This is a genomic window from Sporosarcina sp. G11-34 (assembly GCF_026931025.1).
The window spans coordinates 157,125-174,737 of sequence record NZ_JAHNZW010000001.1; the positions used below are offsets into that span (position 1 = coordinate 157,125).

Sequence of the window (17,613 nt, forward strand, 5' to 3'; positions counted from 1 at the left end):
CGTCAAGAACTTAGGATGCCGGTTCCGCCGTCACCCAAAGGCTCGGAATTCACCGAATCTTCTTTAACGTTCTCCTTTAATATAAGGTTGTCCAATAGCTTTTGGCGCATTCGCACGTCCGATAAATCCTGCCAGTGCAAGTATCGTTAAAACGTACGGCAATATATGAAGATAGACAGTTGGGATGTCTTGAATGTATGGAATCTTCGGTGCCCCAATTGCCAATGCCTGTGCAAAACCGAAAAACAGTGCTGCAGCCATAGCGCCAATTGGATGCCATTTTCCAAAGATCATCGCTGCTAATGCCATAAATCCTTGACCATTTATGGTGGCGTGTCCAAAGTCATTCGTCGTTGTAATTGCATAGATAGCACCGCCAATTCCCGCAAGTCCACCAGAAATAATCACTGCGACGTACCGCATACGCGTAACGTTAATGCCCATTGTATCTGCCGCCATTGGATGCTCTCCAACAGAACGAAGGCGAAGACCAAATGGCGTTTTATAAATAACAAACCACGCCAGTATAGCTATAGATATTGCCAAAATAGACGAGCCATATACCGATTTAAAAAACATTGGCCCTACTATTGGTATGTCTTGCAAATACGGAATATCTATTCGCGGAATTTTTCGTTGAATAAGATCCGTTTGCCCTTTTCCAAAAATTAGTTTCACGGAAAATAGAGCAATCGCAATTCCGAGCATATTAATGGCTACACCAGAAACGATCTGGTCTGCACGAAATGTAATCGATGCAACTGCATGTAATATCGAGAATATTGCCGAAACAAACATGGCAACTATTAGTGCAAGCCACGGTGTCCATCCACCAAACACATCTGAATACAAGAGCGTAAATAAAATACCTATGAAAGCCCCCATGACCATAAGGCCCTCAAGCCCAATATTTACTACACCCGAACGTTCGGAAAACACACCGCCAATGGCCGTTAGTATAAGTGGCGCCGCATATGCGATTGTTGCCGGAACGATAAAGTACAACAAATCAAGAAAACTCATATCAATTCGCCCCCTTTTTCTTGCTCAGTCGAGTTAATAGTACACGAATGATATATCCGGATGCGACAAAGAAAATGACTAACGCGATGACAATTGAAACAATCTCCACTGGAATATCCGCCGCATTTGGCATGTTATTCGCCCCGTACTTAAGTGAACCGAATAATGTTGCTCCAAAAATGACCCCTAGCGGTGTATTTGCACCTAACAATGCAACCGCAATACCATCAAATCCGATTCCGGTAAAGCCGGGCATATTCGAAATGTTTCCAAATGTACCGAGTGCCTCCATCGCTCCGCCTAATCCTGCAAAAGCACCTGAAACAACCATGGAAAGAACAATGTTTTTATTTACATTCATTCCTGCATAACGCGAAGCTTCATCGTTGAGACCAACCGATTTCAATTCGTATCCAGTTTTTGTTTTTTCAAGAATAAACCACATGACACCAACCATTGCTAGCGCGACTAATATCCCGTAATGCAATGTCGAAAAGTCGGTTAAATTCGAAAGAAATTCAGAACGTAGGGAAGCTGATTCATTAATCTTATCTAACTTAAAGCTGCCCCCTGAAATAGATTTAATAAGTGCATTGACAACATGAAGCGCAATATAGTTCATCATAATTGTTACAATAACTTCGTGAACACGTAATGTCGCCTTCAATATTCCTGGAACAAGTCCCCACAGTGCTCCTGCAACAGCTGCTGCAAGCAATGCAAGTGGCAAGTGGATCATTTTCGGTAAGTCGAATGCCATTCCTACATAGGCAGCCGCAAACCAACCCACAATCAGCTGTCCCTCAACACCTATATTAAATAACCCCGTACGGAAGGCAAACGCGACCGCAAGCCCCGCAAGCAAATATGGACTTATTTGACGAATCGTCTCACCTATTGAATATGAGCTTCCGAAAATACCATTCCATAAAGCAATATACCCATTAATCGGATTATAGCCGCTCATCCACATTACAATTGCTCCGACTAGTAAACCAAGAAATATTGATATCGTCGGTATTAATAAATTGATAACTCTATTTGACATCGCTACTGTCACCTTCTTTCAATACGACTTCGTCTCCGATTATTGTCATTTCTGTTTTTGAATGACCTGCCATGAGAAGACCTAGTTCTTGCTCGGTCGTTTCCGTCGCTTTCACAGTATCTATAATTATCCCATCATATATAACAGCAATCTGATCTGATACGTTCATTATTTCATCAAGTTCAAACGAGATTAATAGAACAGCTTTTCCGCGGTCTCGTTGTTCGATGAGTCTTTTATGAATGAACTCTATTGCGCCAACATCCAAACCACGCGTCGGAAGTGCAGCGATAAGTAAATCCGGATCACGATCAATTTCACGTCCAATAATTAATTTCTGTTGATTCCCACCTGATAAAGACCGTGCAAATGCATGTTCACCTTGTGTCCGAACATCATACATCTCAATAAGCTCTTTCGCCTTTTTAGATACTAGTTTATAATCCATAATTCCTTTTTTGGAAATCGGTTTTTGATAGTATGTTTGTAACACTGCATTGTAACCGACAGTAAAATCAAGTACAAGACCGTGTTTATGGCGATCCTGTGGGATATGACCAATTCCAGTCTCCGTAATTTCACGTGGTTTTTTACCCGTTACATCTTTGGAGTTAATTGTGATTTTCCCACTTTTTACTTTCCGTAGCCCGGTTATTGCTTCAATAAGTTCAGATTGACCATTTCCGTCGATACCAGCAATCCCAACAATTTCGCCACGTCTAACGGAAAGATTCAACCCTTTAACTTTTCCAACTCCGCGATAATCTTCAACAAATAGATTTTCCACGTTTAATACTTGCTCCGTGGGATTCGAGGGTCCTTTTTCCGTTTTAAATGTCACCTGTCTACCAACCATTAAGGTCGCCAATTCTTCTGGATTCGATTCAGCCGTAATAACTGTTCCTATGCCTTCACCTTTTCGAATAATCGTCACGCGATCAGAGACATCCATTATTTCCTGAAGTTTATGCGTGATGATGATAATCGATTTTCCCTCTTGAATTAGCTTCTTCAATATCGCCATCAATTCATCAATTTCTTGTGGTGTTAATGAGGCCGTAGGTTCATCGAATATCAGTATTTCAGCACCACGATAAAGCGTTTTCAAAATCTCAACGCGCTGCTGCATCCCAACTGAAATGTCTTCGATTTTCTCATACGGATCAACATTTAATCCGTATAATTCAGATATTTCCGCAACCTTTTTTGCAGCGTCACGGATGTTAATCATTCCATTTTTTTTCGTTTCGTTCCCTAAAATTATATTCTCAGTAACCGTAAAGTTTTCCACAAGCATAAAGTGTTGATGCACCATTCCTATTCCAAGACCATTCGCAACGTTTGGATCGGTAATGTCCACTTTTTGTCCGCGAACACGAATTTCGCCACCTTCTGGTTGGTACAGCCCAAAAAGCACGTTCATCAAGGTTGATTTTCCTGCTCCGTTTTCTCCTAACAGTGCATGGATTTCCCCTTTTTTTAACTGAAGGGTTATATTATCGTTGGCAACAAAGTTACCGAATTCTTTTCGTATGTTCAGCATTTCAATTACATAATCCACTGAGCTCACTCCTTCACTACTTGTTATCTATGTATGTAGGTAAATAAATTAATACAAGAAAGACTTTCTAATTTGAAAGCCTTTCCTCTATTAGTTTAGTTGACAATAATAAAGACCGGAATAAACCGGTCTTTACAAGTTAAATTTATAGTACTATTTTTTAGTTGGAGCTTCTGGAACTACAATTTCTCCGTCAGCAACTTTCTTCATATATTCTTCAATTGTTACCATGATATCTTCTGGAATTGCACCGCGTGAATCTGCAAGTTCAACACGATCTTCGGCAATACCATAAAGGATTGTTTCTCCGCCTGGGAACTTACCTTCCATTGCAAGGTTGGAAATCTCTTCAACAGTTTTATCTACGCGCTTCAAAGCTGATGTTAACGTAATGTTGTCATCTCCAACTTTACCTTCTTCATACTGGTCGGAGTCAACACCGATTACCCAAACGTTAGCATCTGGATCCGCTGATTTAAGTTCTTTCGCTTCTGCAAATACACCATTTCCTGTTGCTCCAGCTGCGTGGAATATAATATCTACGCCTGATGAGTACATAAGGTTTGCAGTCGCTTTACCAAGTTCTGCTTTATCGAACACACCTGTATATTGTACATCTACTTTTACATCTGGATTAACAGCTGCTACACCTGCTTCAAAACCAGCTTGAAAGCGTTCAATTACCGGAATATCCATACCACCTACAAAACCAATTTTATTTGATTCTGTCATTAGTCCGGCGGCGATGCCCGCTAAATAGCCAGCTTCTTGGTCCTTAAACAAAAGACTAACAGCATTTGGCTGATCCACTACACCGTCAATAATAGCGAAATTTGTATCTGGACGTTGGCCAGCGATTTCATCAAGTGCACCTTCAATAATATATCCAACGCCGAAGATTAAATCAAAGTTACGTTGAACTAGCTTGTTTAAGTTTGGCGTATAATCCGTATCATCATTGGATTGCAAGTAATCAAACCCACCGTCGCCTTTTTCTAGGTTATTCGCTGCTCCGAAATCTTGAATACCTTTCCATGCAGATTGGTTAAAAGACTTATCGTCAATTCCACCAAAGTCTGTTACCATTGCAACTGAAAATTCAGATGCGTCACCTGCAGGGGCTTTACCTTCGTCTTTATCTTTATCTTTGTCTTTAGCTGTTCCACATGCGCCAAGTAGTACGCTACCTGCTAGCATGATTGACAACGCTAATCCAAATTTGCGTTTCTTAATCATTGGAATCTCTCCTCTTCTATATGTTCTTATTAGTATGACGTGTTAACGTCTTATACCCTTTTTCGAACGACGTGAAAGCTAAACTTGTCCGCACGGAAATAGTTTTTTGAATAAAGAACCATTTCCCCATCTTCGCTATAATGCTTTTGCAAAAGAACGAGCAATGGCACGTCAATGCCACATCGCAATATTGACGATGCAATTTCATCATAACCAACAGGTTCGATATGCGCAACAGCCTGCTCAATTCGGATTTCTCCCGACAGTTCTATCGCCTCAAATATCGATATATTCAAAAGATCCTGGGTTCCAATAGGTAGGTTTTTTGCGAGCACGGTATCGACACAATAAACAACAGGTTCTCCATCAGCCGTTCTAACGCGCTTAATAGTAACTAGGCGATCCTCTTCATCGCTATCAAATAGCGCGATGCTTTCGTCAGACGAATCTTCATCCGAAACATCCATGAAAATTGTACCTGGTTCCATGCCCGCCTCGCGGATCATTGTCGACACACTCGATAACTGCTCGATACCCGATGTAAATAATGGTTTAGGATTAACAAAAGTTCCGACACCATGTTTATGTACAATTACTTTTTCTGCTTCCAGAAAGTGTAAAGCTTTCCGAAGTATTGATCGGTCCACACCAAGCGTTTGTGCAAGTTCGAATTCCGATGGCAGACCCTTTGTTTCAGTAAACACACCTATTTCAATGTCCTGTTTAAGCTGTGCTATCACATGCAAGTATAAATCTGCTTGATCTTCCATTGACATTATTACATCACCACCTTAGGAGATTAGACCTTTTAAAATTAATATCGCTACCAGTTTACTTAATTATAACACTTTCGTACCATAAAATAAACTTACTTTGGAAAGATTAAATTAATAATTGAAGCGTTTCTCGAAATTCCATAATTATGCTCTAACTTTTAGATTGGCATATCTGTTTCACCTTTGTCAATTAGTACTTGGCGCGGCCTACTACCATCAGGCGGTCCAACGACTCCCCGCATTTCCATCTGATCAACAATTCGTGCAGCTCGAGAATATCCGACCCTGAATCTACGCTGTAACAAAGATACGGATGCAGTTTGCATTTCAGTAACAAGTTGAACTGCATCGTCATAAAGCTCATCAGTTTCTTCGTGAGGAGGTATATCTTTAACTTCTGTTGGTATCATTTCTTCCTGGTATTGCGCCTTTTGCTGTTCAATCACAAAATCAACGACTTCTTCAACTTCTCGGTCAGAAACAAACGCACCTTGAATTCGAACTGGTTTAGAGACGCCCGCTGGAAGGAATAACATGTCGCCCCTTCCTAATAACTTCTCGGCGCCGCCGCTGTCAAGAATCGTTCTTGAATCGATTGCCGATGACACCGCAAATGCAATTCGAGAAGGAATATTCGCTTTAATAACACCCGTAATAACATCAACACTAGGTCGCTGAGTCGCAATAATTAAGTGAATTCCAGCGGCCCTTGCCATTTGCGCTAAACGTGTAATTGAATCTTCAACATCACTTGAGGCTACCATCATTAAATCGGCAAGTTCATCGACAATGACGACGATATATGGCATATGTGGATGTTTCTCTTCATTTTCAATATTCCAGTCATCTATATGAGCGTTATACCCTTCTAGATTACGTGTCCCGGTGTGCGAAAATAGTTCATAGCGACGTTCCATCTCAGACACGACTTTCTGTAATGCTTGCGCTGCTTTTCTTGGATCAGTTACGACAGGAGCTAGAAGATGCGGCACACCATTGTATACGTTAAGCTCAACCATTTTCGGATCGATCATCATCATCTTCACTTCATTCGGTTTAGCACGCATAAGTATACTAATGATAATTCCATTAATACAAACACTTTTACCACTACCCGTTGAACCTGCAATAAGCATATGTGGCATTTTATTTAGTTCAGTTAATATTGCTTGTCCTGTCACATCTCGTCCAAGTGAAATCATCAATTTAGAGTTCGGTTCGTTATTTTCTTTCGCTTCAATTACTTCGCGCAAACTGACTATCGAAACGTCCGTGTTTGGCACTTCAATCCCCACAGCTGATTTTCCTGGAATCGGTGCTTCAATTCGGATACCACTTGCCGCCAGGGCGAGTGCGATATCATCTGTTAAACTGACTATCCGGCTAACCTTGACACCGGTTGCTGGAAGTACTTCATATTTCGTGACAGCTGGTCCAAGATGTACCTGCGTTACACGTGCCTTCACGCCAAAGCTTAAAAACGTATCTTCTAGCTTTTGCGCATTTGCTTGTATAGAATCATACTCGCCCGATTGATCGTTATAAGGCGTTTCTTTAAGAAGTGTAGATGAGGGTAATATATACGACTCATTTTCTTCTTCGCCAGTCACGCCTCCGAATTTGACAACTTCGTCGGTTTTATCTACTTCCAAGACCGGTGCTTCTGCATCGACTATAGGTTCTTCGGGTACCACTTTATCAATTTTCTCTGTAAATGCCGATATAATCGGTTGGGATGGAATTTCCTCTACTACAGCAACAGGAGTTGGTAAATCTTTTTTCTCCGGTTTTATCTCCGCGGTTACTTTTTTCTTTGCACGTGTCTTTTTTACCGGATCTGGTTTTTCTTTATCCCGTGTAAACACTTCGGACATCCAATTCTTACTGGATTCGTAAAACTTAGGGAAACCTTCTGCAATATAAGGAACTAACGCTTTCCCAGTTAACAATACAAGTCCAATCATCAATAGTAAGATTCCAGCAACCATGGCACCTGCAGAATCGAACAATGAATAGAACATCGCAAAGATAAATGCGCCTATCATTCCCCCGCCAAGCGCACCACTTCTAGAAGATATCCCGTCATTTATAATTAGTACTTTCCAAGTTTCTCTTAACGCCGAATCAGACATAAGGACTCGGCTTTCACTGAGTTCTTTAAACAGATAAACATGACTAAAAAGAACGAGGCTCGCAAGAATAAACAAGCATCCGCCCATTATTCGATTTTTCCATCCACCCATTTTTCGCATTATCATAAAAACAAGTGCCTGTACAATTAATAGTAGTGGAATGGCACTATGCCAGTTGCCGAGTAAAAATCTTGCACCAGAAGACAATACTCTTCCTGCGGGTCCAAATTCAAACATAATAATAATAGCCAACCCGATCATTGCCAGCCCAATAACTTCATAAAATAAAGGATGTAGTCCACTTTGTTTCTTTTTTCTTACATTTTTCTTTTTGGTGTTTCTTCTCTTCCTAGCCACTTTTTCCCCTCCTACCTTTAAAGGAATTTCGGCGAGCGCTTTGCCGTAATCACGCTAAACAGGTTTTCCAATAACATATGGCCCCGACGTCGTAACAGAACAAAAGGGTTTCCGCCGTTCAGACGGCAAGGAAACCCCTCGGAGCGGTACTTATTAGTACCTGTTTTAAAAATTAGTATTCCATAATAATAGGAATAATCATAGGTCTTCTCTTCGTCTGTTGGAATAAGAAAGAACTAAGCGTGTCGCGAATGTCTTGCTTAATGCCTGTCCATTCGAACGACTTTTTAGACATATGTTTTTCAACTATTTTTGTAACCAACTTCGTAGCCTCATCGAGTAATTCCTCAGATTCACGAACATAAACAAATCCGCGGGATACAACTTCCGGTCCAGCAGCGATTACCTTCTGTTTGCGATTCAATGTAACGACAACTGTGAAAATACCATCTTGTGAAAGGAGTTTACGGTCCCTAAGAACAATATTTCCAACGTCACCAACACCTATTCCATCAATTAATACATTGCCCGCCTGAACACGGCCACTCATTCTCATTTTGCCGTTCTTAAATTCAACAATGTCACCTTTGTCTGCAATAAAGATATCAGTCTTCTGTAGACCTGTCTCTTGTGCAAGTTTCGAGTGAGCCATCAACATACGATATTCACCTTGAATCGGGATAAAGTATTTAGGTTGCATTAAGTTTAGCATTAATTTTAAATCTTCTTGGCTACCATGACCTGAGACGTGAACGTTTGTGCTTGATGTAAGAACCTTCGCACCTTTTTTCGCAAGATCGTTCATCGTTTCATACATCGACACTTCCATACCAGGTGATGGTGTAAACGTAATAAGCACAGTATCTGATTCTTTAATTTGAATATCTTTATGGTGCTTTCTAACAATTTTTTCTAGTGCGTTAAGTGGCTCGCCTTTATTGCCCGTTACGATAACGACAACTTGGTCATCATCATACTTTTCAAGGTCACCTACTGGAACGACAACATCGTCCTCAACTGTTAAGTAACCAAGGTTCATACCGACTTGGAAATAACTTTCAAGGCTCTTTCCGACTACTGCAACCTTTTTACCCGTTTCGAATGCAGTATCTAAAACTTGTTGAATTCGAATGAAGTTAGATGCATAGAGGGCAACTAGTATACGACCTTCAGCACCGTGGAATGTTTTAGATAAATGTTTTTCAATAACAGACTCCGATGTTGTATAACCCGGACGCTCTGCTTCAGACGAATCCGACATAAGGATGAAGACACCGTTTTCACCAAGTCCCGCCATTTTACCAATATCCGGACGATAATTTCCTTTTGCAGACTGATCAAATTTAAATTCACCTGTGTGAACGATTGCACCTTCACTAGTATTAAAGACGATGCCGAGCGAATCTGGAATACTATGTGTCGTATTGAAAAACGTCACATGTGTACTATCAAAGTTCATACGACTTTTGTTGGATACTTCGAAGAATCGCACTGATGATGGTGCTGGCATTTCTTTCAAATGCTCTTTCGCTAACGCCAACGTCAGTTTAGATCCGTAAACTGGGGCTTGTACTTTTTGTAACAAGTAAGCAAGCGAACCAATCGCATCTTCATGACCGTGAGTTAAGAAAATACCTTTCACACGTTGTTTGTTTTCCTCAACATATGTAAGGTCTGGAATAACGATATCGATTCCTAGCATTTCACTTTCTGGAAACATAAGTCCAGAATCGACGATAAACATTTCTTCGTCAATTTCAACGACATACATCGCCTTTCCAATTTCTCCTACCCCACCTAGTGGGATAATTCTTATTAAATCATTTTTTATTTTGGTCAATTTTGTTCCTCCTATTTCTAATTCCCGTCCATAACGACTACTTATCATTATACGGGACAATTCGTTCCTGTACAAATAAAAAAACGCAAGTTTTTTAACTGTATAAATTAATATTAAATTTACTTCCAATACCGCTTCCGGAAGTTATCCCCGAATTGCGGACTAATTCCTAGGAAAGACAGTGTATGTAACTTTTCTGTGATGAAGAATCAAGATATCCAGCCGAGTTGGTCGTTTCTATTACACCCTAAAAGATCCCTATTCAATAGCTCACTTTATAGTTAGGGTCTAAGTTCAGCTATTTATTAATACAAAAAAAGCCGGTACACTGTACCGGCTTTCTTCAGGCAAAAATAAGTTCATTTTTCAAGAAGCTTTCCCATACTTTATCAAAGTCAATATTTTGGTCACCATACCCAACTAGTGGCAGTCTAACGCCGCCAGTATCTATGTTGAGTTTTCGTAATGCGTACTTTACAGGTACAGGATTCGGTGATACAAACAATGCACTGAATAAAGGAATAAACGCTCGGTGCATTGCAGCAGCCTCTTTAGTGCGCCCTTCACCGAATGCTGCAATCATTTTTTGCATTTCATTTCCAACGACATGCGCAGCAACAGATACAACACCATTCCCACCAATCGCTAGTAGCGGTAATGTTAACCCATCATCCCCACTGTAAACCGCAAAACTGTCGTCCGTGCCTGCTATAATGGTAGCCATTTGCTCCAGATTTCCACTCGCCTCTTTTATTGCACGAATGTTTTTGACTTTCGATAATGCGATTGTCGTTTCTGGAAGCATATTAATGACTGATCGACCCGGAATATTATACATCAGCACTGGAAGAGTTGTTTCCAGAGCAATTGTTGAAAAATGTGCATACAAACCTTTTTGATCCGGTTTATTATAATACGGTGTGACAAGCATTATGCCATCAGCACCAACACGCTCAGCCATTTTCGTATTTTCAATCGATTCAGCAGTTGAGTTAGAACCTGTTCCTGCGATTACAGGAATACGCTTATTTACTGTTTTAATTGTAAAGGTAAGAAGTTCCTCTTTTTCTACTGTTGTTAGTGTCGGTGATTCGCCAGTTGTTCCGCAAATGACTACTGAATCTGACCCATTTGCAATGAGGTGTTCGATTAGTAGCGCTGTTTTATCGTAATCGACGGCACCGCTTGCCGAAAAAGGAGTGACCATCGCTGTGGATATTCGTCCAATTTGCATATTACCGCTCCTTCATAATTTTAAAAAGTTTTCAATTCAACCAAACTTTCAGCAATTTGAACAGAGTTTAAGGCCGCACCTTTTAATAGGTTATCCGATACAACCCACAAATGGAATCCAGCTGGGTGATCTGGGTCTTTACGCAGACGGCCAACAAACACTTCATCTTTTCCTTCCGCAAATAAAGGCATTGGATAAGATTGTGTTGTAATATCATCCTGAATAACAATTCCAGGTACACCCACAAGCGTCTCGCGTAGCTCTTCAACCGTGACGCCTTCTTTGTCGATTTCAATATAAATCGACTCCGAGTGGCCTGACACGACAGGTATTCGAATACATGTTGCCGAGACCTTCAGATCTTTCAATCCGAATATTTTTTTTGTTTCATTTATCATTTTAAGTTCTTCAAGTGTATACCCAGAAGAATCGAATGAATCGATTTGAGGTATCACATTATATGCAATAGGATAATGACGCTCTCCACCCGCAGACGGAAGTATTTTGGCGTCTATCGATTCGCGATTTTCAAATTGCTTGCTTTGACTTTCAAGTTCATCAATCGCTTCTACTCCAGCACCAGATACCGCTTGGTACGTTGAGACGATAATGCGATTCAATCCAAACTTTTCACGAATCGGTTCAAGCGCCGCCACCATTTGAATGGTAGAACAGTTAGGGTTTGCGATAATTCCTTTATGTTCACGGAGCGCATCGAGATTCACTTCTGGAACAACGAGTGGAATTGTTTCTGACATACGAAATGCACTCGTATTGTCAATCACAACTGCACCTCTTTTTACTGCTTCTTCTGCAAACATTTTCGAGATGTTTCCACCCGCACTAAAGAATGCAATATCCACACCATCAAATGACTCTGGGACTGTTTCTTCCACAATAAATTGTTGACCGCCAGCCACGATTTCATTTCCAACAGACCTTTTTGAAGCTAATAGTTTAATTGAGCTTGAAGGAAAATTACGTTCAAGTAGTTTCTCCAAAATTTTTGTTCCAACAGCTCCTGTTGCGCCAACAATTGCCACATTAACCTTACTCATAACAAATCTCCCCTTCAGCATCTATGCAGTGTATTGGGAAGATTATAACATAAAACAAAGGCCAATGTGTCGGAACCTTCACTTTTTATCAAGAATGACTAATAATGGTTGAAGTTGCTTCTTTTCAAGCGCTGCAGCCGTAGCTTCAACCATCAACGAGAAATCGGCAATAAGTGAGTTCGGTTTCTTAATCGGATCATCCTGACCGAACGGTATAAAGAATATATCTTTCATATTGAGTAACTTCATAATATTAACACCGTTTAAGCCAAGGGCATCGTTTGTCGAAATACCTAGAAGCACCGGACTGCCATTACGCAATGTTGCTTTTGCCCCCATTAAAACAGGAGAATCAGTGGCCGCATTGGCAAATCGGCTAATCGAACTCCCTGTCATTGGCGCGATAATCATACAATCTACAGGCGTTGCTGGTCCGAAAGGTTCTGCACCTACAATTGTCGATATCACCTTTTCACCTGTTGCCTTCTCAATCTTTGCAATCCATTCCTCACCCGTGCCAAATCTTGTAGCAGCGGTTAAAACGGAATGAGTAATAACCGGCACAACGATTGCCCCCGCGTCCATCAAAGAGTCAATAACTGGAATTATTTCTTCATACGTGCAGTGGGAAGCTGTTATTCCCAGCCCTATTCGTTTTCCTTGTAACATTTATTTCCCCTTTCATCTTTGGTGTATCCTTTCGAGCGCATCCGCTAAAGATATTGCCGCATCGACAGGAAAATACTTCCCTGGAAGTCCAGGGAGTAATCTATAGTATTCCAATGTCGATGCATCCCTTAGGCAGCCGGGCGCTGACGCTAGATCAAAGATGAAAAGAGGCGTATCTTTTTGGGCAGAAAACCACTTCTTTGGAATTGTATTTACAAGACAACTATTCACCAAATTGACGCTATCCGATAATTGGTCGACTTTAAAACCACGCAATTTAGCTTCACTTAGTTGTGCAACTGAGCGAGCCATAACCGTTACAACGCCCCCAAGCGAAGCCAGGACGTCCGCAACCATCTTCCCGACCCGCCCATATCCGGCCACGTGAAAACGTTTACCAGCAATCGTGCACCCTAGTTCAGAGTAGTACGCAAGTATAAAAGCCTCAGCAGTTATCCGTGCATTTTCCCAAATAAATAATTCTTCTTGAAGGTATGACTCCACTTTAATTCCACCCTGTTTATACGGTCGAAGCCACTCCTCTGAAACAACTCCCGTATAAAAAGACGACCCGATCCCTAACAGCTCCAGCGGAATCGACCCGTCCATCTCCAATATAGGTAAAACAATATTTTGCGGTTTGAAATCAATAAGTGTGGACTTAAGTTCCTTCGTATAGGCATTTGTTTTTACAGATCGACTTTCGTATCCACGATTAGTCATTAGCCTGTTACATTCGGATAATCGTTGATCACTACCAATGAACAACCATTTTTCTTTAGTCATCAAGGAATACCTCGTTAATAGACCCGGTCTTCTTAAAAAGAATGCGGTGCTCCCCGATTAGAACTATTTCTTCCCACGGAATAAATTCATCAGACTCTTCCGGTCGTCCTTTAAACGAAAAGCGGCCACTGCGTCTCTTTATTTCGAGCCCAATTATATCCCCTGTCTTCCCATTAAAAATGAGATCCGTATCCGCCAGTAAGCCGTAGCGAATGCCGTCATCAACTTGGATTAACTCTTTTTGCGCAAGCTCTGAAAGTAGCATGATCATTCTCCTTTCCGTTATCTCTATTCAGTATATGAATAGATTCCCGAAAGATTGTTAAATGAAGTCAATACTTTTTACAGCTTCTTCAGGTGCAATGATTGAAATCGCGCGTTTTTGAGTTAAAATCTTTATTGCCATTTTATTAACGTTCTCTTTTTTAACTACGCGAATACGGGATACAATTTCCTCGGGAGTTTTATGGGCGATTTGTATCAGTTCATTTTTTCCGTTGCGGAACATTCGAGCCTCTGTACTTTCTAACCCCAACAGAAAACCACCAATTACTTGTTCCTTCGCATTTTCTACTTCTCTATCCGTGACACCTTCACTAACCAATGAATCAATAATCTTGTCAATAACGCGATATAATTCATTTGTTTTCTGTGGTGCAGTGCCACCGTATATTATAAAAGATCCTGAACTCGCATACGCTGAATAATATGAGTAAATCGAATAAGCAAGACCGTGTTCTTCACGGACTTCTTGGAAGAGTCGTGAAGACATTGAGGCACCTAAAATACTATCTAAAATGACCAGATCATACAAATCCTCGTCTTTTTCGGAAAGGCTTGGAAACCCAATACACATATGGCTTTGCTCAACATCTTTTTCTCTGAGGGAATGATTTGAATGAAATTCCGGTTTTACTGTCTCACGCCTTTGTTCTAAATGACCATTTGATTTAACTAAGCCAAACAAGTTGCTAATAAAATCAATTAACCCATCATCAAAATTACCTGCCACAGAGATGACAATCCGCTCAGGTTTATATAACCGATCCATAAAGTTTACAATCGTTTCTTTCGTAAATGAAGCGATTGTTTCTTTATTACCTAGGATTGGCTTGCCGATTGGATGATTAGGATACATCGTTGCCCAAAGCCGCTCATGTACATCATCATCAGGCGTATCTTCCACCGTGGAGATTTCCTCAAGAACTACTGATTTCTCTTTGTCCATTTCAACTGCATCCAACTTTGAATGGAACACCATATCCTCTAATATAGTTAATGCTTTCTCCGCATGCTCACTTAAAACCGTCGCAAAAAAACACGTCGTATCTTTTGACGTGAATGCATTTATGTCCCCACCAATTCGATCGAATTCTTCCGCAATCGACTTTGCAGTTCTTTTTGCTGTACCTTTAAATAACATATGTTCAATGAAATGCGCGATTCCAGCCTCGGATTCGATTTCATCTCCAGAACCCGCGTCAATCCAAATACCTAGTGCAACAGAACGAACATGCGGCATTTTTTCATGAACGATTTTCACGCCGTTTGCGCAAACGTGTTTAGTAACCATTCAACGATTCCCCCTTAATTAAAAAAAGGCCCCAATATGAGGCCCTTGATTATACGATGAAGCTGTATTATTTATTCTCTTTTTCGAGCGCTTTTTTCTCTTCTTCTAGAACTGCTTTTCGAGATAAGTTTACACGGCCTTGGTTGTCAATTTCGATGACTTTAATGAATAACTCGTCACCAAGTTTTAATACATCTTCAACTGAAGCTGTACGTCCTTCTGCGATATGCGAAATATGAAGAAGACCATCTTTACCTGGGAATAGCTCAAGGAAAGCACCGAATTTTTCAATTCGTTTTACTTTTGCCATGTAGTATTCGCCAACTTTTGCTTCACGAACGATGTTTTCTATCATTTGTCTAGCCTTGTCGTTCATTGCGCTATTTGGAGATGAAATATAAATCGTACCATCTTGTTCTGTATCGATTTTAACTTCTGTCTCTTCAATAATTTTATTAATAACTTTACCGCCGGGCCCAATTACATCGCGAATCTTATCTGGATTAATTTGGACCTTAATGATTTTCGGTGCATACTCAGAAAGCTCTTCACGTGGTGCTGAAATCACCGAATTCATATGTTCAAGAATATGCAGGCGACCGATTTTTGCTTGGGAAAGTGATTCTTCAAGGATTTGACGCGATAAGCCGTCAATTTTAATATCCATTTGAAGTGCCGTAATTCCTTTTGCAGTTCCCGCAACTTTAAAGTCCATGTCTCCGAGCGCATCTTCCATCCCTTGGATATCCGATAGCACCGAGTAGTTTTCGCCACGTTTTACGAGACCCATTGCAATTCCGGCTACAGGTGCTTTCAACGGCACACCCGCATCTAACATTGCCATCGTTGATGAACAAATAGACGCTTGTGAAGATGAACCGTTAGATTCAAGTACTTCTGCTACGAGACGCATTGCATATGGGAATTCAGATTCGTCTGGAAGAACTGCTTGAAGTGCGCGTTCTCCGAGTGCTCCGTGACCAATTTCACGACGCCCTGGCCCACGAATTGGACCTGTTTCACCGACGCTGAAATTCGGGAAGTTATAATGATGCATAAAGCGTTTTGATTCTTCAAGACCGATTCCGTCGATAATTTGGACTTCACCTAGTGCACCCAACGTACAAACGCTAAGCGTCTGTGTCTGTCCGCGTGTAAAGAGACCTGAACCATGTGCACGTGGCAATAGGCCGACATGCGATTCTAGTGGGCGGATTTCATCTGGTGCACGGCCGTCTGGACGTACTTTTTCATCTGAAATTAGGCGGCGAACTTCATCTTTCACCATATCGCTTAAAATCGTTTTAACATGTTTCTTTCTATCTGGATCATTCTCATCTTCAATTGCATAAATTTCAGTTACTTCAGCTTTTACAGCATTTATCGCTTCTTCACGGGCTTGCTTTTCTTTTGTTTGAATCGCATCCGTCAGTTTAGCTCCGAATTCTGCTTTAATTTCTTCTTTTAATGTTGCATCTGGTACGAAAAGTACAATATCCTTTTTCGCTTTGCCGATTTCTGCAACGATTTTCTCTTGGAACTCAACAAGACGGATAATTTCATTATGTCCAAACATAATCGCTTCAAGAATAACATCTTCAGTTACTTCAGATGCGCCTGCTTCAACCATGTTGATCGCATCTTTTGTACCTGCAACGATTAAATCAAGATCACTTTTCGCCATTTGTTCTAGCGTAGGATTCACAACGAATTCTCCGTCAATTTGTCCAATTTGAACGCCTGCAATTGGTCCATCAAATGGAATATCCGAAACAGCTATTGCTAAAGATGACCCTAACATTGCAGCCATTTCAGGTGAACTGTTATGATCGATTGATAAAACGAGTGAAATAACTTGGAGGTCATTACGGAAACCGTCGGCAAATAATGGACGGATTGGACGGTCGATTAGACGACTTGTCAAAACCGCTTTTTCAGAAGGACGACCTTCACGCTTAATAAAACCACCTGGGATTTTTCCGGCAGCATATTGACGCTCTTCGTAATTGACTTGTAATGGGAAAAAGTCTAGCCCTCTTGACTCTTTTGAAGCTGTTGCAGTTGAAAGGACAGTTGTATCTCCGTATCTAATTAGTACCGCGCCGTTTGCTTGTTTTGCAAATTGACCCGTTTCAACAGTTAATTGTCGACCTGCCCAATCAATTGTGTAGGTCTTTTTTTGTTCTGTCATTATTGAACCCCTCTCCATCTTCCAGATATCTGGAATGTTTACGTGTGTGTATGTATATTATTAGTGTAACAAATATGGTGCATCTATGCGAATCATCATATTTTTAACAGCATAAAGGTTTAAGTTTAA

At 40.8% G+C, this 17,613-nt stretch carries 14 protein-coding genes; all 14 read right to left on the bottom strand.

Annotation, left to right across the window (positions count from 1 at the left end; genetic code table 11):
* Positions 1–63: 63 nt before the first annotated feature.
* A complete protein-coding gene (locus KSU66_RS00705) occupies positions 64–1,023 on the bottom strand; it encodes an ABC transporter permease (protein WP_269049488.1) in 960 nt (319 codons plus the stop codon).
* Between the two features lies 1 nt (position 1,024).
* Entirely contained in the window at positions 1,025–2,071 is a 1,047-nt protein-coding gene (locus KSU66_RS00710) for an ABC transporter permease (RefSeq protein WP_269049489.1), read from the bottom strand.
* Positions 2,061–3,632 (bottom strand): ABC transporter ATP-binding protein, encoded by a 1,572-nt coding sequence (locus tag KSU66_RS00715; RefSeq protein WP_269049490.1) that lies wholly within the window; start codon positions 3,630–3,632, stop codon positions 2,061–2,063. Before KSU66_RS00715 ends, KSU66_RS00710 begins: the two co-directional genes overlap by 11 nt.
* Before the next feature lie 153 nt (positions 3,633–3,785).
* Complete coding sequence (locus KSU66_RS00720; RefSeq protein WP_269049752.1) at positions 3,786–4,865, bottom strand: BMP family lipoprotein; 1,080 nt, start codon at positions 4,863–4,865, stop codon at positions 3,786–3,788.
* Positions 4,866–4,918: 53 nt separating this feature from the next.
* Positions 4,919–5,644 carry a GntR family transcriptional regulator gene (locus KSU66_RS00725; protein ID WP_269049491.1) on the bottom strand — a complete coding sequence of 242 codons (726 nt, stop codon included), beginning with the start codon at positions 5,642–5,644 and terminating at the stop codon, positions 4,919–4,921.
* A gap of 158 nt (positions 5,645–5,802) precedes the next feature.
* The gene (locus tag KSU66_RS00730) at positions 5,803–8,133 is read right to left on the bottom strand and encodes a DNA translocase FtsK (RefSeq protein ID WP_269049492.1); all 2,331 of its coding nucleotides are present in this window, start codon (positions 8,131–8,133) and stop codon (positions 5,803–5,805) included.
* A gap of 172 nt (positions 8,134–8,305) precedes the next feature.
* A complete protein-coding gene (locus KSU66_RS00735; protein WP_269049493.1) occupies positions 8,306–9,973 on the bottom strand; it encodes a ribonuclease J in 1,668 nt (555 codons plus the stop codon).
* Positions 9,974–10,316: 343 nt separating this feature from the next.
* Positions 10,317–11,207 (bottom strand): 4-hydroxy-tetrahydrodipicolinate synthase, encoded by an 891-nt coding sequence (gene dapA / locus KSU66_RS00740; RefSeq protein ID WP_269049494.1) that lies wholly within the window; start codon positions 11,205–11,207, stop codon positions 10,317–10,319.
* Between the two features lie 20 nt (positions 11,208–11,227).
* Positions 11,228–12,265, bottom strand: a complete 1,038-nt coding sequence (locus KSU66_RS00745; protein WP_269049495.1) for an aspartate-semialdehyde dehydrogenase — start codon at positions 12,263–12,265, stop codon at positions 11,228–11,230.
* A gap of 78 nt (positions 12,266–12,343) precedes the next feature.
* On the bottom strand, positions 12,344–12,934 hold the full coding sequence (locus tag KSU66_RS00750; protein ID WP_269049496.1) for a dipicolinate synthase subunit B: 591 nt from the start codon (positions 12,932–12,934) through the stop codon (positions 12,344–12,346).
* 12 nt (positions 12,935–12,946) lie between these two features.
* Positions 12,947–13,720, bottom strand: a complete 774-nt coding sequence (locus tag KSU66_RS00755; protein ID WP_269049497.1) for a dipicolinate synthase — start codon at positions 13,718–13,720, stop codon at positions 12,947–12,949.
* Positions 13,713–13,985 (bottom strand): YlmC/YmxH family sporulation protein, encoded by a 273-nt coding sequence (locus KSU66_RS00760; protein WP_269049498.1) that lies wholly within the window; start codon positions 13,983–13,985, stop codon positions 13,713–13,715. The genes KSU66_RS00755 and KSU66_RS00760 overlap by 8 nt, the downstream gene beginning before the upstream one ends.
* Positions 13,986–14,042: 57 nt before the next feature.
* Complete coding sequence (locus KSU66_RS00765; RefSeq protein WP_269049499.1) at positions 14,043–15,293, bottom strand: M16 family metallopeptidase; 1,251 nt, start codon at positions 15,291–15,293, stop codon at positions 14,043–14,045.
* Between the two features lie 67 nt (positions 15,294–15,360).
* Positions 15,361–17,484, bottom strand: coding sequence for a polyribonucleotide nucleotidyltransferase (gene pnp / locus KSU66_RS00770; RefSeq protein WP_269049500.1), 2,124 nt, complete (start codon positions 17,482–17,484; stop codon positions 15,361–15,363).
* Positions 17,485–17,613: the final 129 nt, after the last annotated feature.